Here is a 22,598-nt window from a genome sequence, read left to right as displayed (position 1 = left end):
AAGCCGGAGATTCGACGCGATCTTCTGCGCGACGGTTTCCGGTGACCCGGCGTAGAGCGCCCCGTGTGGTCCGACCTCGCGGCGGAAGGAGTCGTTGGTCGGGACGGCGAATCCGCGCGTCTCGCAGCGATGCCTCCAAGGAAGTAGAAATTCTCGTGCTGCGGCATGAGGTGGCGGTGCTGCGTCGCCAGGTCGCTCATCCGCGGCCGGATTGGGCCGATCGGGCGATCCTGGCCGCGCTCACACGACGCCTCCCGCGCTGGCTTCGTGCGCATCGGATCGTGACGCCGGGCAATCTGCTGACCTGGCACCGCAGGCTGGTCAAGCGGCACTGAACGTGCCCGCGCAACGCCGGCCGTCCGCCCGTCCCTGAGGAGGTGCGTGACTTGGTCGTACGGTTGGCCGAGGAGAATCCCCGGTGGGGCTATCGGAGGATTCAGGGTGAGCTGATCGGCTTGGGGGCATCGGGCGGGGGAGGGCACGATCCGCCGGATCCTGGCGGCGGCCAGACTCGGCCCGGCGGCTCCTACGCCGCAACACGCCCCAGCAACTGACGATCGCTCACCAAGCCGCGGCCAGAGCGATCCCTCCCTGGCCGGCCTCTCCCGCCGCCATTCCCCTCCATTGGAGACATCGGCTCCTGATCTTGCAGACCGCCAACCACCGCACCAGCAGCCCAACCGACCAGGACGACTACATGCACGCAGCGATCTACCCAGATGCCATCACCCTTGCCGCAGCGATACTCCATGCCCCAAACTCACGCGCGACCAAGCAAGATCTATTGGCGGAATCCCCCTACCCCTCCCTCTACTGCCAGCCCTGAACCCGAACCAGTTCGCCAGTCAAGATTCCTCACCGCAGGTCAGGACACGCACCTCAAGGACGACCCCCTGACACGGGACAGTCATGGGCGAGTTTTGGCACCGCACGCGGAGCGTGCCGGGTCGAAACTCGCGGCCCCGCACGCACGTCTACATCCCGATATCGCTCGTGCGCCAAGGCGCAAACTCCCCTTGGGGCTTTCAGGAGGTGGATCAGACGGCGCGAACGTCTGATCCGCGCGGAGAAGCCTCAGGCTCCCGTCTGCGCGTGACGAGCCGGGCGGCGAGCAGTCCCAGCACGACAATGCAGGTTAAATCGAACCAGATGCTCAGCGGCGACAGATCTCCGCGGATTGCCGCGTTGGGCAGAATGAGGGCGAGAAACGTGGTCTTGCCGACCACGGCTGCCAGGGCGGCCGCGAGGCGCACCGGCGGGTGGAACGCGGCCCACACGATGGCGGCCCCGAGCAGAAGCTGCAGCATGCCCCGGTGCTGCAGCAGGGCCTGCGTCATTGGAGCGGGGTCGGACACGCCGTAGTTCCAGTCGAGGATGCCGACGTTCACGAGGGCGACGACGGGCAGTGTGGTAATCGTGCCGATCAAGGTGAGGGCGACACGCAGGGCGGTCTCGCCACGGGAAGACAGCGTCATGAGAGCTCCTTTTAGCGCACCATCCGTCAGCTTAGCTGACGATTTTTCGTCAGTCTAGCTGACGATTATCGCCGGGCTCAAGGGCTCTACATTGGACGGCATGAGCACGCGCGGTGCAGCAGAGCGGATCTCCATGGCCACCGGCTACATGCTGGCGCGCCTCGGCGACTTCGCGCGGCAGCGCATCGAGGTCGAGGTCGGCGGCTGGGGCCTTACCGGCAAGGAACTGCGCGTGCTGGCCTATGCGCACGACGCTGCCATGTCGCAGCGCGACCTGACCGCGCTGGCCCGCATGGATCGCACCACCATGACGGAGGTCATCAACACGCTGGAGCGGTTGGGGTATGTGCGCCGCGTCCGCAACACCGCCGACCGCCGCAAATATCTGGTCACGGTCACCGAGGACGGCGCACGCGTGGTGGAGGAGGTGCTAGCGCATATGGCGAAAGTGGAGGCCGACTTCCTCGGCGCGCTGACGCCCGTCGAGCGCTCGCTGCTGAACGACATGGTCGCCCGCCTGTTCATCGCCCACGACCCTGATTGTGCGTAATCAGGGTCGTGCGTACCACGCAGGTTCAGATGGGCTGGGCCTGACGAGGCCTAACGGCACCGCTGCTCCGCAAGGCGGTGGGGCTCGCCTTCTAATCCGACGGTCGCAGGTTCGAATCCTGCAGGGCGCGCTTCTCCACCTGCGGAAACTCGCGCCACGGTCGCGCTCGGCGGCGGTATGGGGCAAATATGAGGCAAAGCTGAGTCACACGTTGAGCTCCCGCTTGAGCTTGGACGCTGTTCTCAGCACCAGCCCCGCCGTCTCCTGGGCGGCTTTGTGGGCCACCTCAGGCAGCACCGAGACGTAGGTGTCGGCGGTCAGCACGATGCTGGCATGGCCCAGCATGGCCTGCCCCACCTTCAGATCGGTGTGCGCGGCCAGCGCGAGGGTGGCGGCGCCGTGCCGCAGGTCGTGCAGCCGGATCGGCGGTTGTCCGGAGGCCGCCACCAGCCGGCGGAACCGGCCGGTGAGGTAGTCCGGCCGCAGCGGCGCACCCGTCCCGGTGGTGAACACGTATCCCGAGTCCTGCCAGCGTATGCCCGCTGCCGCGCTCAGCTCCTCCTGCCGCTGGCGGTGCCGGGTCAGCACCCGTACGGTCTCCGCGTCCAGGGCCACCACCCGGTAGCCCGCGGCGCTCTTCGGCGGGCCGACCACGACCTGACCGTCGGCGTGCACCCGCTGCAGCCAGAACACGAGCCGCAAACCCGCAGGTCAATCTGCTCGCCGAGTTCCCGGCACCCACAGGTGAGCCGGGAGCGTTCGCTCGACCACCCACCTGCGGGAGATGACGTTGAAGCCCCGCTGGTCAGCTGACTTACGCACGATCTCGATCGTGGTGCGCAGCCTGTCCCTGGCTCCGCTCTGAACCTGACCCCACCTTCATCACAGGCGGGCCAGGGCGGCGCGGTAGATGTCTACGGCCTCCTCGATGCGCGGGATCTCGCAGTACTCGTCGGTGACATGCGCCTGGTCGGGCTCGCCGGGACCACAGATCACGGCGGGCACCCCGCCGCAGGCGCTGGCCAGGATCGAAGCGTCGGTGAAGTAGCTGGCGGCCGGGCCGTCGCCTGGTGCGTGCGCTCCCGCCGAGAGCAGGGTCTGGACGAACGGATCCTCCTGCTCGGTCCAGAGCGCCGGGAGGTCGGTCAGCACCTCCAGCGTGGTCTCGCCGCCGAGCGCCTTCCGCAGCCTGTCGCGCAGCACGGCGTGGTCCTGCCCGGCGACTGTGCGCAGGTCGAGCGTTGCCTGAGCAAGGTCGGGCACGGAGTTCACGTTGATCCCACCGTGCGCGGTGCCGACGTTCGTGGTGGGCGCGCCGAGCCGGGGGTGCTTGGGGACTCCATGGTCGAAGCGCTCGGCGGCGGAGATCGCGCGGGCCAGCTTGTAGATGGCGTTGTCCCCCAAGTGGGGCATCGAGCCGTGGGCCGTTCGGCCGTGCGCGGTCACCTTCAGCCAGAGCGCGCCCTTGTGCCCGAGCAGTGCCCGGTTCGCGGTCGGCTCGGCCACGAGCAGCCCCCGCGATGGGCCCACCAGCCCCCGGGCGGCCATGTCGATCGCGCCCTCGCAGCCGGACTCCTCCCCAACGGTCAGGACGAGTTCGAGCGCGACGCGGCGTCCCTGCCCGCGGCCGTGCTCCTCGGCGGCGACCACCAGGGCGGCCAACCCCGCCTTCATGTCGCTTGTCCCCCGCCCGTACAGGCGGTCGCCGTCCACCTCCGCGCTGTGCGGCTCGCGCGTCCACGACTGGGCACCCAGTGGCACGGTGTCGAGATGGCCGGTCAGGGTGACGGGCAGCCCCGATCCCCATCGGGCGACCAGCCCGGCGCGTCCTGGCGCGTACTCGTGCTCGCGCACCTCGAAGCCCGCGGCCTCCAGACGGCGGGCGAGCGGGGTGGCCACCGCGGCTTCGTTGCCGCCCACCGAGTCGATCCTGACCAGTTCGCGTGTGAGCTTCACTGCCTCGTTCACGACTCTCACTCCTCCGTACGCCTGCTGGTCTCGCGCACCACGAGCCGAGGGGCGATCGCGATGCGCTGCACCGGCCGCCGCTCGCCCAGCCGTACCTGCTCCAGCACGCGCACGGCCTCGGTCGCCATCTCGTCCACCGGCTGGGCCACGGTGGTGAGCGGCGGGTCGCACATCGCGGCGTGTCCCACGTCGTCGATGCCCACCACCGCCACCTCCTGCGGGACCCGCACGCCTCCGAGGCGGAGCGCCCGGAGCAAGCCGATCGCGATCTCGTCGTTTCCGCAGACCACCGCGTCGGGCATGCGGTCGCCGCCGAGCAGCAGCCGTCCCGCCTGCATACCCCACTCGTGGGTGAACTCGCCGAGCAGCGGCGCGACGGTCTCCAGACCGGCGCGGTCCACGGCGAGTTGGAAGCCGGACAGCCGCAGCCTGGCGGAGGAGTTCATCAGGCGGCTGCCGATGAAGGCGACCGTCCTGGCACCTCCGGCCGCCACATGCTCGACAGCCTGGGCTAGGGCCGCGTCGTCGTCCAGCCCCACCCAGTCGGTGCCGCCCGCCTCGATGTACCGGTCAACCTGCACGAGAGGTGCGCGGCCGGCGGCGCTCAGCACGGCGGGCGCGCTGGCCTCGATGTCGCACGGGCTGATGATCAGACCGTCGACGCGGCGGCTGAGCAGCGTCTCCAGTCTGCGAGCCTCGATCAGCGGGTCGTACTGGGACGAGCACAGCAGCAGGTCACGCCCGTTCTCCTGGAGACGGCGCTCCAGGGCCTCGACCATCGTGGTGAAGAACGGATTCCCGATGCCGGGAACGACCATGCCGATCGTCCCCGTGGTCTGGTCCCGCAGCGCCTTGGCCACCGCGTTCGGCTGGTAGCCCAGGTCGGTGGCGGCGCGGTTCACCCGCTCGGCCACGTCCGGGGTCACCTTGCGGCGGCCCGACAGCGCCCGGGAGGCCGAGGCCACCGACACACCGGCGGCCCTGGCCACGTCATGGATGGTCACCCTCATGGGGCAATCGTTTTCCTTCGTTAAGGCGGGTGATGACCCGGCGAGCCCAGGTGGGGGTGAACTCCTCACCAGTCCATTGGCGCTGATGATAGACCCCAAGCCCGACGAAGCTCATCTTGACGGCCATTTCCGCATTTCGCTAGCCTCGGCAGGGTTGGTAATCGATTACCCCCTTTCCTCGACACCAGCGCCCCTGAAAGGCTGACCCATGGCGCGATCGTTTCGACTCACCCGTATGACCGCCGCGACGGCGATCCTCGCCACCGGCCTCCTTGCCGCCGCCTGTGGCGGCAACGACACCTCCGCCGGGGCCGCAGGCGGCGGGGACAGACCGCAGGTCGGCCTGGTACAGATCAACCAGCAGGCGATCTTCTTCAACGAGATGAACGCGGGTGCCCAACAGGCGGCCAAAGAGGCGAACGTCGATCTGACGATCTTCAACGCCAATGACGACTCGGCCAAGCAGAACGAGGCCATCGACAACTTCGTCCAGCAGCAGTTCGACGCGGTCATCGTGGTCTCCATCGATGTCGAGGGCATCAAGCCCGCGCTGAAAATCGCCAAGGACGCGGGGCTGAAGGTCGTGACGGTCGACGCCATCGTGGACTCCCCGGCGGTCGACACCCAGGTGGGCGTGGACAACGCCGCGGCCGCCAAGCAGGCCGGCACGTTCGTCAACGACTGGGCGAAGACGCAGAAGCTCGCCGCCCCCAAGATCGGCGTGGTCGGCGCGCTCAACTCCTTCATCCAGAACATCCGCAAGGACGAGTTCAACACGGTCGTCCAGGGCTCGGGCGCCAAGATCGTGCAGACCGTGGACGGGCAGAACAAGCAGGAGGCCGCGCTGAGCGCGGCGGAGAACCTGCTCACCTCGCGCTCGGACATGAACGTCGTCTACGCCACCGGTGAGCCCGCCCTGCTCGGCGCGGTGGCCGCGGTGAAGTCGCAGAACGCAGCCGACCGGATCAAGGTCTTCGGATGGGACCTCACCAAGGAGGCCGTCAGCGGCATCGACGAGGGCTTCGTCGCGGGCGTGGTCCAGCAGGACCCGAAGACCGAGGGCTACGAGGCGGTCAAGGAGGCCAAGGCACTCATCGGCGGTGCGCAGGCCAAGAAGAAGATCGACGTCCCAGTGACGATCGTCACTAAGGAGAACGTCGACAAGTACCGGGCGACATTCCGATGACCGACAGGGTCGTCATGCGTGACATCCGCAAGCGATACGGGATGGTCGACGCCCTGCGGGGTGTGACGCTGCGGGTCGGCTCGGGCGAGGTGGTCGGGCTGGTGGGCGACAACGCCGCGGGCAAGTCCACGCTGATGAAGGTGCTGGCGGGCGCGGTCGTGCCGGACTCCGGCGAGATCGTCTTCGACGGCGGCCCCGTCGCCTTCACCAGCCCGCGCGACGCGCGGGAGCTGGGCGTCGAGATGGTCTACCAGGACCTCGCGCTCTGCGACGATATCGACGTGGCGGGCAACCTCTTCCTCGGCCGTGAACCGCGCCGGGCCGGCGGTCTGCTGCTCGACCTGCCGAAGATGCACCTGGACGCGCGCACGCACCTGGATGCGCTCAACATCCGCATCCCGCTCACCGACATCCCGGTCGGCGGGTTGTCCGGAGGGCAGCGCCAGGCCGTGGCCATCGCGCGGGCGGTGACCTTCGGCCCCAAGCTGCTCATCCTGGACGAGCCCACGGCCGCGCTGGCCGTCGCGGAGGTGGAGACGGTCCTGGAGCTGATCAGGACCGTCTCCTCCCAGGGCGTGTCGGTGATCCTCATCACCCACCGTCTGCAGGACCTGTTCGAGGTCTGCGACCGGCTGTGCGTGATGTACGAGGGAACCCTGCGCGCCGACCTGGACGCCAGGACGACCAGCCTGCAGCAGCTGGTGTCCGAGATAGTCGCGCACGACGGGCAGGGCAGGGCCGGCGACACGACGGGAGCGCGAGCATGACCGCCACCAGCCAGCGGGTCGTGACCACCAGGTCCGCCCGCGCGGGCGCGCACATCGGCAGGCACGGGCAGACGATCGCGATCGCGGTTATGCTCGTGGTCCTGTTGGTGTTCTTCGCCCTGTCCGCCGACCGGTTCGCCACCGCGGGCAACATGCTCAACCTGATGCGGCAGATCGCCCCGACGCTCATCGTGGCCGTCGCCATGACGTTCGTCATCAGCACCTCGGGCATCGACCTGTCGGTCGGCTCGACGGTCGCGTTGTCCGGGTCCCTGTTGGCCATCGTGCTGAAACAGGGCTGGGATCCCACCCTCGCCCTCATCGCGGTGCTCGCGCTCGGCGCGGCCGTCGGGTTCGTCAACGGGTGGTTCTCGGCGTACCACGGCATCCCGCCGTTCATCGTCACGCTCGCGATGCTGTCGATCATGCGGGGCACCGCGCTGCGCGCCACCGAGGGCTACTCCACCCCGATCGACTCCGAGCTGTGGATCGTCCAGCTCGGCCAGGGCCGGATCGCCGGGGTTCCGATTCCGGCCATCCTCGCGGTGCTCATCGCGCTTGCCGGGTGGGTCGTGCTCACCCGTACGCCGTTCGGCCGCTACGTCATCGGCCTGGGCTCCAACGGCGAGTCGCTCCGCAGGACCGGGGTGAACATCCGGAAAGTCGGGCTGGCCGTGTACGTCCTGACCGGCGTGGCGGCGGCGCTGGCCGGGGTGCTGATCGCGACCCGGCTCAGCTCGGGCTCCTCCAACGCGGGTAGCGGGTTCGAGTTGGAGGTCATCACGGCGGTCGTGCTCGGCGGCACCAGCCTGTTCGGCGGCCGGGGCAGCATGCTGGGCACCATCTTCGGCGCGCTCACCCTCGGGGTCATCGCCAATGGCCTGGTCCTGCTGCACATCTCGCCGTTCTACGTGCAGATCGTGCAGGGCGCCATCCTGCTGCTGGCCATCTTCGCCAACAGCAAGGTGTGGACCAGATTCGGCGCGGTACGCAAATGAGTGTCATGACGGTCCTCGGCCCGGTGCCCGCCGCCGAGCTGGGGATCACCCTGTGCCACGAGCATCTGCGCAACGATGGCGCGACAGCGTGGCACCCGGCGGAGGCGGGCGACGCGGAAGGCGACCTGATCGCCTCCGCGCCGGTGCGGCCGGAGTTCCTCGGCAGGCTGCGCCACGACCCCTACCTGTCGCGGGACAACGTCTCCCTGGACGACACCGCCACCGCCATCGAGGAGGTGGCCAGGTTCGCGGCGCGCGGTGGTCGCACCCTGCTTGAGGTGACCCCGGACGGCATCGGACGCGCTCCCGCCGAGCTGGCGCGCATCGCCCGCGCCACCGGGCTCAACATCGTCATGGGCTGCGGGTTCTACCTGGAGCGCACCCATCCCGCCCGGATCGGCGGGATGAGCCTCGAGGGTATCGCCGAGGAGATCGAGCGGGACGTCGCCGAGGGCGTGGCGGGCGTACGCGCGGGGGTGATCGGCGAGATCGGCGTCTCCATGGCCTTCACCCCCGCCGAGGAGAAGGTCCTGAGGGCCGCCGCGCGGGCGCAGTCCCGCACCGGCGTGCCGCTGTCGGTGCACCTGCCCGGCTGGGTACGGCACGGGCACCAAGTGCTCGACGTCATCGGCGAGGAGGGCGGGCTACTCGCTGCCACCGTGCTGTCACACCTCAACCCCAGCGGCGCCGACAGGGACCACCAGGTCTCGCTCGCCACGCGGGGCGCCTATCTGGGCTACGACATGTGCGGCATGGACTACCTGTATCCGGGTGAGGGCCAGTCGCCGTGCGACGAGGAGAACGCCGCCGCCGTCGCCTGGCTCACCCGCGCCGGCCTGGGCCACCGGGTGCTGCTCTCCCAGGACGTCTTCCTCAAGACCATGCTGGTGCGCTACGGCGGCAACGGCTACGCCCACATCCTCACCCACTTCGTCCCGCGCCTGCACCGCCACGGGCTCACAGCGGAAGACACCACGCGGATGCTGGTGGACAACCCTCGCCGACTCTTCGTGGCCGCCCAGCGGTAGCGCAGGACTTCCCATCACATTCGACGAGCAAGGAGATGCTGCAATGACGCACGTGCTGGTTGCCGGTGAGACGTGGGTGAGTGAGTCGACCCACTACAAGGGCTTCGACTCGTTCACCACGACCACGTACCACACCGGTTTCGAGCCGCTGCGGGACGTCCTGGTGGCCGACGGCGTGGAGGTCGACCACCTTCCCGCGCACGACGTGCCCAGGTTGTTCCCCGGCACGCCCGGCGAGCTGGCGGCGTACGACGTCGTGGTGCTGTCGGACATCGGCGCCAACAGCATCCTGCTGCACCCGGACACCTGGCTGGAGAGCAAGAAGTCGGTCAACCGGCTCGACCTGCTGGCGGACTGGGTCCAGCATGGCGGCGGCCTGGCCATGGCGGGCGGGTACCTGAGCTTCCAGGGGATCGAGGCCAAGGCGGCGTTCAGCGGCACCGCCGTGGAGCGGGTGCTGCCCGCGGTGATCTCCCGCTACGACGACCGGGTGGAGGTCCCGCAAGGCCTCCCGGGCGTGGTGGCCGATGCCGCGCACCCCATCGTGGCCGGGCTGCCCGCACGCTGGCCCGACCTGCTCGGATACAACCGGTTCAGCCTTCCAGACGACGCCCGGCTGCTGGCCGCCGTCGGCGAGGACCCGCTGCTGGCCGTGCGGGAGGTCGGGGCGGGACGCACGCTCGCCTGGGCGTCCGACATCGCCCCACACTGGTGCCCGGAGGAGTTCACCATGTGGGACGGCTACTCCGCGATCTTCACCCGCGCGGTCCGCTGGCTGGCGAAGGAGATCTGACATGCCGATTCCGGTGATCCTCGACTGCGACCCGGGACACGACGACGCGATGGCCATCCTGCTCGCGGTGGCCAATCCGGCGATCGAGTTGCGCGCGGTCACCGCCGTCGCGGGCAACCAGACCGTGGGGAAGACCGCGCTCAACGCGCGGCGGATGCTGAGCCTGGCCGGGGCGTATCAGGTGCCGGTCGCGGCGGGGTGCGACCGGCCGCTGTCCGGCGCGCTGGAGATCGGCGACTACGTGCACGGAGAGAGCGGCCTGGACGGCCCCGCGTTCGGCGAACCCGCCGTGCCGCTGGACCCCCGGCACGGCGTGGACCTCATGCACGACACGCTCACCGCCGCCGCCGAGCCGGTGACGATCGTCGCGATCGGACCGCTGACCAATGTCGCCACGCTGCTGCGCCGCTATCCCGGCGCCAGTGACCAGATCCGCGAGATCGTCATCATGGGCGGCTCCACCGAACGGGGCAACCACACCCCCTACGCCGAGTTCAATATCTACGCCGACCCCGAAGCCGCCGCCGAGGTACTCGGCAGCGGCGTGCCGACCACCTGGGTCGGGCTGAACGTCAGCCACCAGGCGCTGGTCACCACTGACGTGCTCGATGGCATCTCGGCGCTCGGCACCCCGCTGGCCGACCTGTGCGTGGAGTTGCTCACCTTCTTCGGCACCAGTTACCAGCGGACCTGGGGCTTCGAGGCGCCGCCGCTGCACGACCCGATCACGGTCGCGTACCTGATCGACCCCGCCGTCCTCGGCCACGTCCGGGTGGGCCTGCGTGTCGAGCTGGACGGCGCGCACACGCGCGGCGCGACCGTGGCGGACCTGCACCGGCGCATGGATTGGGAGCCGAACGCGAACGTCGGTCTCACCCTCGACCGCGACCGGTTCTGGAACCTGATGATCGGCGCCATCGACACCCTGGGGTCGCGCCAAGGAGGGCACCGGTAACCTCACACGCCCTGCTCTCCAGGCGAAGGTCGTCCGTCCACGCGAGGGGATCGCATGCCGGCGATCCGCCTCGCGGCGTATCGGCCTCGTGTCTACTTCGCGATCAGCAGGTATTCGCCACGGGGGATGAGCTCGCCGATCACCGGAAAGCCCGGGATCTCGCCCGCGACGAGCAGGCCGCCCGAGGTCTGCGCGTCGGCGAGGAGAAGCAGCTCGTTCTCTGAGAGGTCGCCGAAGTCGCTATGGGGGGCGATCCAGTCGAGGTTCCGGCGGGATCCGCCGCTGATGTATCCGTCGCGGATGGCCTCTCGGGCTCCCTCCAAATAGGGCACGGCGGCGCTGTCGATGACGGCGGAGACGCCGCTCGCCCTGGCCACCTTGTAGAGATGGCCGAGAAGGCCGAAACCTGTGACGTCGGTGGCACACCGTACCCCCGCGGCGAGCGCCATCCGGGAGGCGTCGCGGTTGAGCGTCGTCATCGCGGCGACCGCTTCGGGAAAGACCTCCCCGGTGGCCTTGTGCCGCGTGTTCAGCACGCCGATGCCGAGGGGTTTGGTCAAGGTGAGGGGGATGCCGGGCCTGCCCGCGTCCACGCGCAGCAGGTGGCCGGGATCGGCGAGGCCGGTGACGGCCAGCCCGTATTTGGGATGGGGGTCGTCGATGCTGTGGCCCCCCGCCAGATGGCAGCCCGCCGCCTGCGCCATCGCGGATCCGCCGCGCAGCACCTCGCGAGCGATCTCCAGGGGCAGGACGTCGCGGGGCCAGCCGAGCAGGTTCAGGGCCATGACGGGTTCGCCGCCGACGGCGTAGACGTCGGAGAGCGCGTTGGCGGCGGCGATCCGGCCGAAGTCGTACGGATCGTCGACGACAGGAGTGAAGAAATCCGTCGTCGCGACGATGGCCCGGCTGTCGCCGTCCACATGGAGCACCGCGGAGTCGTCGCCGTGATCGATGCCCAGCAGTAACCGGCCGATCGACGGGGCCGAGGCCGGTGAGAGTCCCGCGACGAGATCCTCCAGCTCGCCCGGCGGGATCTTGCAGCTGCAGCCGCCTCCGGTGCTGTACTGCGTGAGCCTGATGTTGTTCATGGGACTATGATCCACTCTGGAGGCGTTTAGGTGTCTGGTGGCCCTCCTGGTCTTCAAAACCAGTGGCGCCGAGTATCTCGGCGCGGCGGGTTCGATTCCCGTCCGCCTCCGCTGATCACCGAGTTCCGGGGATGGTCACGAGTGGATCGACGAAGTTCTGTGCCGAGGACCGATGTCATGCTGGCCGATCTCCGGCTGGCCGCCGCGCAGCAGACACTCGGCCGTCACCTGGTCAAGACCGCGGTGGCGAACGCCCAGCAACGGGTCCGCGAGGGCCTCGCCGACCCCGGCGGCGCCGTGGACGCCGCGCTCGCCCTCCTCCCGGCGACCGCCGGCGGCCTCCGGCAGGTCGTCAACGCCACCGGTGTGCTCGTGCACACCAACCTGGGCCGCGCCCCGCTCTCGCCGGCCGCCGTCGCGGCGGTCACCGCGGCCAGCGGCTACACCGACGTCGAGTTCGACCTCGCCGACGGCCGCCGCGCCCGCCGCGGCCGTACGGTTCTGGCCGCGCTGGCGCAGGCCGTGCCGGAGGCGGGGGCCGTGCACGTGGTCAACAACAACGCGGCCGCACTCGTGCTCGCCGCCACGGTGCTCGCGCGGGGCAAGGAGATCGTCATCAGCCGGGGCGAGCTGGTGGAGATCGGCGACGGATTCCGCGTGCCCGAGCTGCTGGAGTCCACCGGTTGCCGGCTCCGCGAGGTCGGCACCACCAACAGGACCGCCCTGCGTGACTACCAGAACGCCTGTGGCCCGGAGACCGGCTTCATCCTCAAGGTGCACCCGTCCAACTACCGGATCGAGGGATTCACCTCCGAGGTCTCCATAAAGGAGCTCGCCACGATCGGGCCGCCCGTGGTGGCCGACATCGGCTCGGGCCTGCTGCGCCCGGAACCGCTGCTGCCCGGTGAACCGGACGCGGCCGGCGCGCTGCTCCAGGGAGCGGCGCTGGTCACCGCCAGCGGCGACAAGCTGCTCGGCGGCCCGCAGGCGGGCCTCCTGCTCGGCGACGCCGACCTCGTGGAACGGCTGCGCCGCCATCCACTCGCCCGCGCGCTGCGGGTGGACAAGCTCACCCTGGCCGCGCTGGAAGCGACCCTGCGTGGCCCGCGGCCGCCGGTGTACCGCTCGCTCCACGCGAGCGTCGCCGAGCTGAGGGAACGCGCCGAACGCCTCGCGCGCCGGCTCGGCGGCCGCGCGGAGGCGGTTGCGACCGTCGCCAGGGTCGGTGGCGGGGGCGCGCCAGGAGTCGAACTGCCCAGTGCGGGAATCGCCGTGGAGGAGAAGCTGGCCGCGCGGCTGCGTTCCTACGATCCTCCGGTGATCGGCCGGGTGACCGATGGATGGCTGGTGCTCGACTTGCGCGCGGTGGAGCCCGGTCAGGACGAGATCATCGCCGCCGCGGTGGAGCACGTGTGCAGGTGATCGCCACGGCCGGGCATGTGGACCACGGCAAGTCGACGCTGGTCCGGGCGCTGACCGGGATGGAGCCCGACCGCTGGGCCGAGGAACGCCGCCGCGGCATGACCATCGATCTCGGGTTCGCCTGGACCACGCTCCGATCGGGTGAACGGATCGCGTTCGTCGACGTCCCCGGGCACGAGCGGTTCGTCACCAACATGCTGGCCGGAGTGGGGTCGTGTCCGGCGGTGATGTTCGTCGTCGCCGCCGACGAAGGCTGGCAGGCCCAGTCGGCCGAGCACCTGGCCGCGCTGGAGGTCCTGGGCGTACGGCACGGCCTCGTGGTCATCACCCGGGCCGACCTCGCGAACCCGGAGCGTGCCCTGAAGGAGGCCCGTGGTCACCTGGAAGGGACCGGCCTGGCGGGGATCGGCGGCGTCGTCGTCAGCGGGCGGACCCGGCAGGGACTGCCCGAGCTGGAAGACGCCCTGGCCAGGCTCGCCGCCACTCTCCCCGAGCCGGACACCGGGGGCGCCGTCCGGTTGTGGATCGACCGGGTCTTCACCGTCACAGGGGCAGGCACCATCGTCACCGGAACGCTGACCAGGGGGACTCTCCGCGTCGGCGACGAGCTGGACGCGGGCGGGCAGCGGATCAGGGTCCGCGCCCTCCAGACACTCGGCGAGAAGGCGGAGCAGGTCTCCGCGACCGCCCGCGTCGCCGTCAACCTCCGCGGCGTCGGCCGTGACGACCTGTCCCGCGGCATGGCGCTGGTGACACCGGATGCCTGGATGCCCACCCAGGTCATCGACGTACGGCTGGATTCCGGCATGAACCACCGGGGGGACGCCGTCCTCCACATCGGATCGGCCGCCGTTCCCGTCAGGTTACGCGTCCTGGGCGCCGACACCGTCAGGCTCACCCTCAGCCACTCCCTGCCGCTCAGGACCGGCGACCGGGGCCTGCTCCGCGACCCCGGCAGGCGGGAGATCGTCGCCGGACTCCGCGTGCTGGACGTGCGTCCCGTGGCACTGCGGCGCCGGGGTGCCGCGGCCGCCAGGGCGGTCGCGCTCGGCGAGGTGGACCTGCCCGACTCCGCGGCCCTGCTGCGCTGGCACGGCCTGCTGACGGGAGGTGAGCTCACCGCAATGGGATGCCCGCCCGGCGGTTCGCCCGTGGCCGGCGACTGGTACGCCGATCCCGGGCACTGGTCGTCGCTGGGACGCCGTCTCACCGACCACGTCGCGCGACGGCCGCCGCTCGATCCTGGCATCACCGTGGATGCCGCCGCCCAGCTCCTCGGCCTGCCCGATCGGCGACTCGCCGAGGCGCTCGTCGTACCGCCTCTGGTGATCGATGCCGGGCGGATCCTCCCCGCTGGCGGGTCGCTGCCTCCCGCGATCGCCAAGGCGGTCGCGGAGCTGACCGCCGACCTCACCGAGCATCCCTTCAACGCCCCCACCGCCGAGCGTCTGGACGAACTCGGCCTGACAGGCAAAGCATTGGCGGCCGCGCTCCGCTCGGGAGTGGTGACGTCGATCGGGAAGAACGTCGTCCTGCTGCCCGACGCGCTGGACAGGGCGGCGGACACGCTGTCGCGGCTTCCGTCACCGTTCACCGTCAGCGATGCGCGGGCCGCCCTGGCCACCAGCCGCCGCGTCGCGCTACCTCTCCTGGAGTGCCTCGATGCCCGTGGAATCACCCGGCGGACCGACAACGACCTGCGAGTATGCCGCCCCCGCGACTGAAGTCGACCGGCTGCTCGCACGGACGCTCGCGGGGCTCCACCGCCTGCATCCCGCCGAGGCCTGGGCCGCCGTGCGCCGCGGTGGGATGATCGCGGACACCCGTCCCGAGTCTCAGCGCCGGGCCGCGGGGGAGATACCCGGGGCCGTCGTCATCGAGCGCAACCATCTGGAATGGCGGCTCGACCCCACGTGCGAGTTCCGCATTCCCGAAGCCACGTCCCACGACATCCACTGGATCGTGATCTGTGCCGAGGGGTACTCGTCCTCGCTGGCCGCGGCGGTGCTGCGGGAGCTCGGGCTGTACAACGCCACCGATGTCATCGGCGGGTTCGACGCGTGGGTGGAGGCCGGTCTGCCGACACTCCGCCCTGCTCGGCCCACGGCGCCGCGCGGCCCGGGAGAAGGCGCTGAAGGCGGACGCCGTGGACCTGTCGGCCGCGGGTGAGAGGCCATTTGAACCCGTGAGCTGCTTCCTCGCGATGGTGGCGAGCCGTCGCTGATCGGCGCCCACGATCCAGCCCGGCGTAACGGCTACCTCCGTAACGCGCAGGAGGTTCCGATCACGTCGGCCGCCGGATCGGCTCCGTCAGACGCCGGTCAATGCCGGGCCGGCCGCTCGCGTGCGGGGGCCGCCGTCCGGTCGGCCTCGTTTGGCGCGGGCGTCGGTTCATGGGCGCGGCTAAGGCTCAACGCAAATAAAATTTCAGCTCCGCCGCCCTCAACCTTTCACGCCCGAGATCGGTTTACCTCAGTGAAAGTATTCGTGAGGTGAGAGGCGCCCGTGAGAGATCCTGAGGGGTTCCACGAGTTCGTGGTCGCCCGAGGCACGGCACTGTCGCGGACGGCGTTCCTGCTGACCGGCGACCACCACACGGCCGCGGACCTGCTGCAGGAGGCACTGGCCAAGACCGCCGTACGCTGGCAGAGGGTCTCGGCAGGCGGCAACCCCGAGGCGTATGTCCGCACCGTCATGCTGAATCAACTCCGAACCTGGCGTAGGCCACGGCGCCTGAGGTTCTTCGCCGCGGCCGAAGTGCCCGAGCAGGCCATGGCCGACGGCTCTGCCGAGAGCGACCGGAGGCTCATGCTCGCCCGGGCGCTCGCCGTACTGACACCCCGGCAGCGAGCAGTGCTCTACCTGCGCTTTTACGAGGACCTCCCGCAGGATCAGATCGCCGCGCGGCTGGGTTGCTCGCTCGGCACGGTCAAACGGCACATCCACGACGCGCTCGGGAGATTGCGCAAGAGCGCACCCGATCTGCTCGGGGCCGTCGAGGAGGCGCGCCCGTGAACGCCGGACCACAGAAGGGCCGTTCCCATGGAGAGCAAGGAAACGAAGATGCTGCGCGCCGCCTACCGCGAGCTGGAGCTGGAGGCGCGCGACTACGCCGACCCGGCGACGGTCGCCGCCACGGTCCGCCGTCGCAGGGCTCGGCGCGCGACGGTGACCGCGGTTCTCGCCATGGTGACGGTGGCGGGAGTGGTCGGTTACGGTCCGTGGAGATCGTCCCAGGCCGGCCCGGTCACCGCGGTCATGACCTCTGCGACGGCCGAGGCCGCGCCCGGTACGGCGGGGCCGCTCACCGTGAGGCCGCCGGCGAGTGCGTCCCCGCTCCCCGAGGGCACTGCCGGAGCCTCCGGCCTGCTCGTCTACACGAGCTGCACGTACGGGTGCCCGACCTATCTGGTGCTCGCCGACGGCCGTCAGCGTCTGCTGGGCGAGCAGACCGTGTTCCCGCCGGGCAACATCACCCTCTCGCCTGACGGCCGCTGGCTCGGCCTGCCCATTGGGGCCGGATACGAACTGCGCGACCTGATCGGCGACGCCGTCCATGTGATCGACGCGCCACCGAAGAGCGCACCGGGCGCGGTCTACAGCCCGTGGGCCTGGTCGGCCGATGGACGCCGCCTCGTACTCGGCCACCACACCAGCGGCGACGTGGGAGCCTATGCCCAAGTGGATCCGGCCGACGGCACCGTCACAGCGCTCCGCCTTCCCTCTGGATCCGAGCCGCTCGGCATGCTGGCCTCAGGAGAACCGCTGCTGTTCGACGAGAGCCGATATGGCAAGCGGTCCGCCGTGATCGAGCTGACCGTGGGGAGAACCGGACGACGGATCACGCTGGACGCCGGCTCGACCCCGCTCGTCACCGCGAACGGCGGTCCGGCGATCCAGGTACGCGGGGAGCGCGTCTACGCCGTGGCACCGGATCTCACGGTCGTCATCGCGTTCGACCTCGACGGCAGGGAGCTGTACCGCCTGCCGCTGAGCCCCGGCGAGACGCCCCTCGCGCCCATCGGCGACGGCTTCGGCGTACTGACGGAATCGGCTCTGGAACTGCGGACGGATACGGGCACGCGAACGCTGTACGACCTGCCGAAGGACGTACAGATGGTGCTGCCTGGCCAGGCCCGGCACTGAAGAGTCTCCGATGACGACCTCCCGGCGGTGGGTACGGCGTGACCGTGCGGGCGCACTCAACCTTGAATCACCAGCAGAATCAATCCCCCCAGAAGCACCACAGCGGCTCTGGACCAGCTTCGCGCGGAGACCCGCTCGGCGGCGCCGAAGCACAGGCAGACCGACTGGTCGCCGGTGGCCAGCTGGTAGGTCTGCACGACGGTGAAGGCCGTGCCCAGGGCGGTCGCCACGATGCCGACCACCAGGTGGGACGCGGGCGAGAGCGCCAGCGCGACGGCGAGCGCCTCCACGACCAGGATCGCGAAGGCGCCCGCCCAGGGCAGCGCCAGACTTCGGCGGAACGCGGTGAAGTGCCGTGCCTTGCCCAGTACGGCGAGAGCGAGCATGACGGCCAGGCCGTACCGGACGAGGAGCACAATCACCGAAGGACCACCAGGATGAACAGCAGGGGAGCCGACGCGAGCACGAACGCGAGCTTCAGCTTCGGAAGGGTGAAGTTGAAGGCCTTGTCCGCCGTCATCTTGTCCCGGGCGAGCAGGAAGGTGAGCAGCATCAGAGCCCTGCCCAGCGCGAACCCGGCACCGGCCAGGAGCGCATCCGACCACGAGCCGAGCAGGAGAAGGCTGATTGCCATCATGTGCGGCAGACCGGTCGGCGAGTAGGTACGCATACCGGTGCCCATTTCCGCACCGAACTGTACTGAGCCCCAGAAAGGCGTCATCGCCACAAACTGTGGCACCAGCCGGGCGTTCTGCAGGAGCGGGAACTTCAGCACGTCGAATTCCCGCAGGATGAACACCACTACGGCCAGCCCGGCCAGGATCTGGCAGACGAGTTCGGGCAGCGGAGAGCGGACCACCGAACCGACGATCATGAAAGCGAACGCCGTCGGGAACGCCCCGAGAAAGAGGCCGACGATGAAACCGGCCGCATCAGAACCCCGCCGGACCGACGAGGACAGCACCCAGGCGCTGTTAAGGCTTCAAACCGAGCCGGACAGGGAGAACCCCGCCACGAGCGCGGCCGCGAGCCAGACGAAGCCGCCGGGGCCGTACCAGAGGGCGGCGATCTCGGCCACCACGATGGCCGTCAGCCCTGGGACGAGCAGGCGAGTGGCTGTGGACATCGGTTAGATCGCGGTCCTGCAGATGGAGAACCGGGTGATGTTGGTATTGGTGCCGCCGCAGTCGTAATACATGTAGTAGCCATCGGAACATTTGCGCCTGGTGCCCGAGGTCCAGCGCCAGGCGTTCCTCCCGGCGCACGAGCTCGCGTACGGCTGCCATTGGTAGCGGTTGCAACCGCTCCAGTGGGAGAGATCGGTCTTGTGCCAGCTGCCCGCGCAGTTGCCGCTGTAGATGGCGGAACTGGGAACGCAGATCGAGCTGGAGTTGAAGAAGCCGTGACAGCCGTCTGTCCATTCGGTCAGCGCCTCAGCGGACTTCGACTTCGACCATGGGAGCAGGTCCAGCGCGCCCAGCCCTCCGGCGATGGTCACGCCCGCGATGGTGCCGAACAGCCTGCGGCGGCTCCAGCGGCTGTCCTTCGGGGCGACCTGAGTGGGTTCTGCGTTTTCCGGCATCTCGTTGGCGCTGGGGATCCGGCTCAAGATGTCTGTCACAGCGAGACTTCCTTTCTGGCGATCGCGCGTCGGGCGATGTCGGCCACGACGTCTCCCGACCCGGCGGGAGTGGTGTAGACGATTACGCCCTGCTCGTCGACGACGAGCAGCGCCGGCGTGAACGGGACGCTGATCGAGCGCCAGATCTCGGGATCTTTGATGAGCTGGACGCTCTCGGGGAGCTTCTTGTCAAAGGCGGGATCGTCGGAGACGACGGTGAAGCTCACGCTGTCGGGCAGGTCGGGGGCCAGTTTGGCGATGGCCGCCACCACCTCCTCGCAGACGGGACAACGGCGATTGATCTTGGCAACGATCGTGGTGACGCCCGGCCGGCCGATGGACAGGCTCTCCTGGGCCAACTTCACACCCACGCCGCTGTAGGCAGCCAGCTCCAGCTCCTTGACCCGGCGATACAGCCCGGCTCCGGCGGCCAGCAGCAAGGCGAACAGGACGAAGAGGATGATGACAGCGGCGGTGATCGGTTCCACCTGTCATGCTCCCCAGGTGACGCTTTTGACCTTGGTCAGGAAGTCGGCCCCGGTCGCCATCGCGTCGGTCCCGGCCAGCGGCGCCACGCCCGGCTGACCCTTGCGCGGGACGTCGCACGGGTCGAGCGTGACCACCGCGGTCTCGGTGACCAGCATGAGCGATTCGTGCTTCGGCCCTTCGACGCTGCTCACCCGCCACACCTCGCCGGCCGGGGTGCTCATTCCCCGCCAGCTCGGCACCTGAGCGAAGGCCAGGTTCTTCGGTTCGACCTGCAGGTTTCCCACCCCTGCCACGGGCAGGAAGTACGTCGCCCGCTGGAGGTTGAAGCGCCTGCCGGGAGCGGCGGTCATGCCTTCGGGCGTGTCGGTCCATTGAACCCTGGCGAGCGTCTTGATGAAGTCGTTGGCCTCCCATTCGGGCTCGTAGAACATGCCGTGCACCATGTGCCACGGCCCGACCCAGGCCACCCACCTGCCATCGGGAATGTCGCCGCAGGCGTAGATGATGACTTCCCCGCCGTTGTAGGCGAAGCGTTCCCGCTCGGTGCCGCGGATCGAGTTGACCCCGGAGGCCAGCGAGGTCTTGGGCGCCAGCTCCAGCGCCCAGACGTCAGAGGTGTTCTCCTTGCCGCCGTATCGCGGGGTGTAGCGGACGTGTCCGGTCCAGGAGTGCAATTCCTCGGCAGTCACGCCTTCCAGGTCGAGAGTGACTAAAGAATTGTCTACCGCACGGACAGTTGAATGTTGTCCCATTTTCGTCCTTTCCAGACAAAACGATCACGTTCAAGCTGGCAGGGTCGATCTTGAAAGTCAACGCTGGATTTTCCTTGATCGCATTCCTATGATGGTCAGGCTTGCAGGGAGAAGCGCAGGGGACCTTCAGAAGCCCCCGGGGTTTTCGATCGTGATCGGCCAGGGATGGTGGGCGCTGCCTGGTGATGCCACGTCGCATGACAGGAGGGCGGCGATGCTGATGAATCAGCAGGCCCGTAACCTGCTGAGAGATCGGGTGCGGTCCGCTTATCGGTAATGGTGGTGCGGCACCCCTTACGTCGGCTCACCCCGGTCACGCGCATCAGCCGGCCCACCCGCTTGCGGCCCACCCGATCCCCATCGAGGTCGCGCAAATCGGCGTGGATACGCGGCGCGCCGTAGATCTCATCCGAGGCCTGGTGATGCCGCTGGATCTTCTGGGTCAGCGTCGCACCGGGCCCGGGCCGGCCGGGAGCCGGTCGAATCGCCGGACTGGCCGCGAGAGGGAGCGACGTTCTCCCGCCGCCTCCAGCTCCTTCAGGGCGGCGATCAGCGCCAGCCGTACGCTCTCCTTCTCCACGAAGACGCTGGCCGGGCCGGGCGGCGGTTCGAGCCATGCAGACGATCGCATGCCGTCCACGAGCTCACGACGGCGGGGTGCCGGCGATCGGCCTGTGGTCAAGGAGAGTGATATAGGTCACATTCGGCCGCCGATGTCACATCTGAGGCGCCGGATCACTCTCAGCCGTGTAAGCCCCGGCGTGGGAAAGCATGGAGAAGCTCATAACCCAGGCGTCGCGAGTTATTGACGCTCTACTTTGACAGCGCCTAAATTGACGCCGACAGATGATGATCATCTCTCGACCTTGCCGAATTCATTGATAATTCTCTGGTAATTGAACAAGCCTCTGTTCACATGATGACGGGGTCGGCTCTTCGTGTCCCAGGTCATTTGTGTCTGCTGTCAACGGCATGCGTGGAGTGCGGCGATATCGGTACGAGAATTAGGGCTACGCGAAAGGCGGGCGCTAGGTGTTGCGCTACAGGTCTGCGCGCCGATGGCTTCTCCTTCGGGCTCGGCAGTCCGTGCAGGAGTTCTCGCCACAAGGCTTTCGAAAAGCAATGGGGAGACGGGCAAAGGCCTGCGCCGCTGGTTACGCGTCGCCCTGGTGCCGTTGCTCGCCTTGTGCACCGCGGGCCTGAGCGCCGCGTCCCCGGCCGAGGCGAGCGGCACCGAGGTAGCCTCCTCGATCCCTGAGGGGCAGCAGCAGGTCCTCTTCAAGTCGGGCACCGGTGGCTACGGGTGCTACCGGATCCCCACACTGGTGCACACGAAGGACGGCTCCCTCCTGGCCTTCGCCGAGGGACGCAAAGCGCCGTCCTGTGGAGATCGTGGCGACTTCGACCTCGTCGTACGCCGATCCACCAATGACGGTCGCACGTGGAGTCCGATCAGGGTCGTTCCCAGCGGTGACGTCGCACCCAGAGCCTACGGTGCCGGCCCGGTGCCTGCCGGGATGCAGGCCGGCTCGCCGGTCGGGCGCACCAACTCGGCGGCGGTGGCGGACCTGACGTCCGGCACCATCTACCTGTTGTCCACCTCGAATCCGGTGAACAACAGCTACCCCAGAATCCCGTGGGTGCAGGAGAGCCGCGACTACGGGCTCACCTGGAGCCGGCCCACGAAGCTGGAGGTGACATTGACCTCGGGCGCCATCGGCTCGAACTGGTTCGCGACCGGACCCGGCCACGGCATCCAGCTCACGGGCGGAGCGCATCACGATCGACTCGTCGTGGGCGCCCACCAGAAGACACAAGACGGAGACTACGCCGGCTACCTCTACATGGATCCCCAAGCCGACGGTTCCGCGGTCTGGCACGGCGCACAACGCGGCGAATGTCAGGCTCCTGGCCGACGACACCGTGCTGGGCCGGACCGCCTTCGGGGACGACAAGTGGCACCAGGTCACTCTCGTGCGCTCGGGTGAATCGCTGACCCTCTATCTGGATGCCGTCCAGAAGGGCACGACGACGCTGGGCGCCGGTGCCCTGATCACCACCGACACGTTCGCCGTCCAGGGGTTCCGCCTGGGAAGTAAGCCGGATGGCACTCAGCCGCTGAAGGGCTCACTCGACGAGGTCCGGGTGTTCCAGCAGGCGCTCAGTGCCACCGTCGTGGGCTCGCTGCAGAGCGGCACCGTGCCTGCCGGAGCGACCCCGGTGCTCTGGCTACCGTTCGACGTGATCACCAGTGAGAGCTACGGGCGCATGTGAGCCGCCGCCGGAAGGGCGTATCGAACGTCGCGATGTCCGTGGCCTGGGCGACGGAGGCCCGGTGGTCAGATCACGA

28 protein-coding genes and 1 tRNA gene are annotated in these 22,598 nt (G+C 69.1%); 16 read left to right on the top strand and 13 right to left on the bottom strand.

Features of this window, described 5'->3' with window-relative positions; all coding sequences use genetic code 11:
* The first annotated feature begins 155 nt into the window (after nt 1-155).
* Entirely contained in the window at nt 156-335 is a 180-nt protein-coding gene (locus ACFLIM_RS45060) for a hypothetical protein (protein WP_393176057.1), read from the top strand.
* Between the two features lie 702 nt (nt 336-1,037).
* Here ACFLIM_RS45060 and ACFLIM_RS45055 read toward each other — a convergent pair.
* A complete protein-coding gene (locus ACFLIM_RS45055; RefSeq protein ID WP_393176055.1) occupies nt 1,038-1,475 on the bottom strand; it encodes a hypothetical protein in 438 nt (145 codons plus the stop codon).
* Nucleotides 1,476-1,575: 100 nt separating this feature from the next.
* Between ACFLIM_RS45055 and ACFLIM_RS45050 the strand changes: the two genes are divergently transcribed.
* Nucleotides 1,576-2,025, top strand: a complete 450-nt coding sequence (locus ACFLIM_RS45050) for a MarR family winged helix-turn-helix transcriptional regulator (protein ID WP_336205108.1) — start codon at nt 1,576-1,578, stop codon at nt 2,023-2,025.
* A gap of 204 nt (nt 2,026-2,229) precedes the next feature.
* On the opposite strand, the gene ACFLIM_RS45045 is transcribed toward ACFLIM_RS45050, so the two are convergent.
* From ACFLIM_RS45045 to ACFLIM_RS45035, 3 genes are all read right to left on the bottom strand, one after another.
* Nucleotides 2,230-2,718, bottom strand: a complete 489-nt coding sequence (locus ACFLIM_RS45045) for a tyrosine-type recombinase/integrase (protein ID WP_393176097.1) — start codon at nt 2,716-2,718, stop codon at nt 2,230-2,232.
* Nucleotides 2,719-2,907: 189 nt separating this feature from the next.
* Nucleotides 2,908-3,993 carry a M20 family metallopeptidase gene (locus ACFLIM_RS45040; protein ID WP_393176053.1) on the bottom strand — a complete coding sequence of 362 codons (1,086 nt, stop codon included), beginning with the start codon at nt 3,991-3,993 and terminating at the stop codon, nt 2,908-2,910.
* A gap of 5 nt (nt 3,994-3,998) precedes the next feature.
* On the bottom strand, nt 3,999-5,003 hold the full coding sequence (locus ACFLIM_RS45035; protein WP_393176051.1) for a LacI family DNA-binding transcriptional regulator: 1,005 nt from the start codon (nt 5,001-5,003) through the stop codon (nt 3,999-4,001).
* 235 nt (nt 5,004-5,238) lie between these two features.
* Between ACFLIM_RS45035 and ACFLIM_RS45030 the strand changes: the two genes are divergently transcribed.
* The 6 genes from ACFLIM_RS45030 to ACFLIM_RS45005 are packed head-to-tail and all read left to right on the top strand — an operon-like array spanning nt 5,239 to nt 10,730.
* Complete coding sequence (locus ACFLIM_RS45030) at nt 5,239-6,189, top strand: substrate-binding domain-containing protein (protein WP_393176049.1); 951 nt, start codon at nt 5,239-5,241, stop codon at nt 6,187-6,189.
* A complete protein-coding gene (locus ACFLIM_RS45025; RefSeq protein ID WP_393176047.1) occupies nt 6,186-6,956 on the top strand; it encodes an ATP-binding cassette domain-containing protein in 771 nt (256 codons plus the stop codon). Before ACFLIM_RS45030 ends, ACFLIM_RS45025 begins: the two co-directional genes overlap by 4 nt.
* Nucleotides 6,953-7,954: an ABC transporter permease gene (locus ACFLIM_RS45020; RefSeq protein WP_393176045.1), complete on the top strand. Its 1,002-nt coding sequence runs from the start codon at nt 6,953-6,955 to the stop codon at nt 7,952-7,954. The genes ACFLIM_RS45025 and ACFLIM_RS45020 overlap by 4 nt, the downstream gene beginning before the upstream one ends.
* 5 nt (nt 7,955-7,959) lie before the next feature.
* Complete coding sequence (locus ACFLIM_RS45015) at nt 7,960-8,982, top strand: phosphotriesterase family protein (protein ID WP_393176043.1); 1,023 nt, start codon at nt 7,960-7,962, stop codon at nt 8,980-8,982.
* Between the two features lie 43 nt (nt 8,983-9,025).
* Entirely contained in the window at nt 9,026-9,775 is a 750-nt protein-coding gene (locus tag ACFLIM_RS45010) for a glutamine amidotransferase (RefSeq protein WP_393176041.1), read from the top strand.
* A 1-nt stretch (nt 9,776) separates the two neighbouring features.
* Nucleotides 9,777-10,730, top strand: coding sequence for a nucleoside hydrolase (locus ACFLIM_RS45005; RefSeq protein WP_393176039.1), 954 nt, complete (start codon nt 9,777-9,779; stop codon nt 10,728-10,730).
* 92 nt (nt 10,731-10,822) lie between these two features.
* Here ACFLIM_RS45005 and selD read toward each other — a convergent pair whose 3' ends face one another.
* Entirely contained in the window at nt 10,823-11,818 is a 996-nt protein-coding gene (gene selD / locus ACFLIM_RS45000) for a selenide, water dikinase SelD (RefSeq protein WP_393176037.1), read from the bottom strand.
* A gap of 18 nt (nt 11,819-11,836) precedes the next feature.
* Here selD and ACFLIM_RS44995 point away from each other — a divergent pair.
* From ACFLIM_RS44995 to ACFLIM_RS44970, 6 genes are all read left to right on the top strand, one after another.
* Nucleotides 11,837-11,930: transfer RNA gene (locus ACFLIM_RS44995), tRNA-Sec, on the top strand.
* Nucleotides 11,931-11,959: 29 nt separating this feature from the next.
* On the top strand, nt 11,960-13,240 hold the full coding sequence (gene selA, locus ACFLIM_RS44990) for an L-seryl-tRNA(Sec) selenium transferase (RefSeq protein ID WP_393176035.1): 1,281 nt from the start codon (nt 11,960-11,962) through the stop codon (nt 13,238-13,240).
* Complete coding sequence (selB, locus tag ACFLIM_RS44985; RefSeq protein WP_393176033.1) at nt 13,231-14,964, top strand: selenocysteine-specific translation elongation factor; 1,734 nt, start codon at nt 13,231-13,233, stop codon at nt 14,962-14,964. Before selA ends, selB begins: the two co-directional genes overlap by 10 nt.
* On the top strand, nt 14,903-15,409 hold the full coding sequence (locus ACFLIM_RS44980) for a rhodanese-like domain-containing protein (protein WP_393176031.1): 507 nt from the start codon (nt 14,903-14,905) through the stop codon (nt 15,407-15,409). Before selB ends, ACFLIM_RS44980 begins: the two co-directional genes overlap by 62 nt.
* Nucleotides 15,410-15,745: 336 nt before the next feature.
* Nucleotides 15,746-16,255 carry a SigE family RNA polymerase sigma factor gene (locus ACFLIM_RS44975; RefSeq protein WP_393176029.1) on the top strand — a complete coding sequence of 170 codons (510 nt, stop codon included), beginning with the start codon at nt 15,746-15,748 and terminating at the stop codon, nt 16,253-16,255.
* 27 nt (nt 16,256-16,282) lie between these two features.
* Nucleotides 16,283-17,386 (top strand): hypothetical protein, encoded by a 1,104-nt coding sequence (locus ACFLIM_RS44970; RefSeq protein ID WP_393176027.1) that lies wholly within the window; start codon nt 16,283-16,285, stop codon nt 17,384-17,386.
* 56 nt (nt 17,387-17,442) lie between these two features.
* On the opposite strand, the gene ACFLIM_RS44965 is transcribed toward ACFLIM_RS44970, so the two are convergent.
* From ACFLIM_RS44965 to ACFLIM_RS44930, 8 genes are all read right to left on the bottom strand, one after another.
* Nucleotides 17,443-17,808, bottom strand: a complete 366-nt coding sequence (locus ACFLIM_RS44965; protein WP_393176025.1) for a MauE/DoxX family redox-associated membrane protein — start codon at nt 17,806-17,808, stop codon at nt 17,443-17,445.
* A complete protein-coding gene (locus tag ACFLIM_RS44960; protein ID WP_393176023.1) occupies nt 17,805-18,350 on the bottom strand; it encodes a hypothetical protein in 546 nt (181 codons plus the stop codon). The genes ACFLIM_RS44965 and ACFLIM_RS44960 overlap by 4 nt, the downstream gene beginning before the upstream one ends.
* Before the next feature lie 18 nt (nt 18,351-18,368).
* Entirely contained in the window at nt 18,369-18,512 is a 144-nt protein-coding gene (locus tag ACFLIM_RS44955; RefSeq protein ID WP_393176021.1) for a hypothetical protein, read from the bottom strand.
* Nucleotides 18,513-18,515: 3 nt separating this feature from the next.
* The gene (locus ACFLIM_RS44950; protein WP_393176019.1) at nt 18,516-19,007 is read right to left on the bottom strand and encodes a hypothetical protein; all 492 of its coding nucleotides are present in this window, start codon (nt 19,005-19,007) and stop codon (nt 18,516-18,518) included.
* Complete coding sequence (locus ACFLIM_RS44945) at nt 19,004-19,495, bottom strand: TlpA family protein disulfide reductase (protein WP_393176017.1); 492 nt, start codon at nt 19,493-19,495, stop codon at nt 19,004-19,006. The genes ACFLIM_RS44950 and ACFLIM_RS44945 overlap by 4 nt, the downstream gene beginning before the upstream one ends.
* A 3-nt stretch (nt 19,496-19,498) precedes the next feature.
* A complete protein-coding gene (locus tag ACFLIM_RS44940) occupies nt 19,499-20,185 on the bottom strand; it encodes a hypothetical protein (RefSeq protein WP_393176015.1) in 687 nt (228 codons plus the stop codon).
* A gap of 158 nt (nt 20,186-20,343) precedes the next feature.
* Complete coding sequence (locus ACFLIM_RS44935; protein ID WP_393176095.1) at nt 20,344-20,634, bottom strand: hypothetical protein; 291 nt, start codon at nt 20,632-20,634, stop codon at nt 20,344-20,346.
* Between the two features lie 56 nt (nt 20,635-20,690).
* Nucleotides 20,691-20,879 (bottom strand): hypothetical protein, encoded by a 189-nt coding sequence (locus tag ACFLIM_RS44930; protein ID WP_393176101.1) that lies wholly within the window; start codon nt 20,877-20,879, stop codon nt 20,691-20,693.
* 538 nt (nt 20,880-21,417) lie between these two features.
* Here ACFLIM_RS44930 and ACFLIM_RS44925 point away from each other — a divergent pair.
* Both ACFLIM_RS44925 and ACFLIM_RS44920 read left to right on the top strand, forming a co-directional pair.
* Nucleotides 21,418-22,236, top strand: a complete 819-nt coding sequence (locus ACFLIM_RS44925) for an exo-alpha-sialidase (protein ID WP_393176013.1) — start codon at nt 21,418-21,420, stop codon at nt 22,234-22,236.
* Nucleotides 22,223-22,522: a LamG-like jellyroll fold domain-containing protein gene (locus tag ACFLIM_RS44920; protein ID WP_393176011.1), complete on the top strand. Its 300-nt coding sequence runs from the start codon at nt 22,223-22,225 to the stop codon at nt 22,520-22,522. Before ACFLIM_RS44925 ends, ACFLIM_RS44920 begins: the two co-directional genes overlap by 14 nt.
* Nucleotides 22,523-22,598: the final 76 nt, after the last annotated feature.

The organism is Nonomuraea marmarensis (assembly GCF_043197025.1).
GTDB classification, from domain to species: Bacteria; Actinomycetota; Actinomycetes; order Streptosporangiales; family Streptosporangiaceae; genus Nonomuraea; species Nonomuraea marmarensis.
Note: the sequence above shows the minus strand (reverse complement) of the source record. Positions and strands in the feature narration are given on the sequence as shown.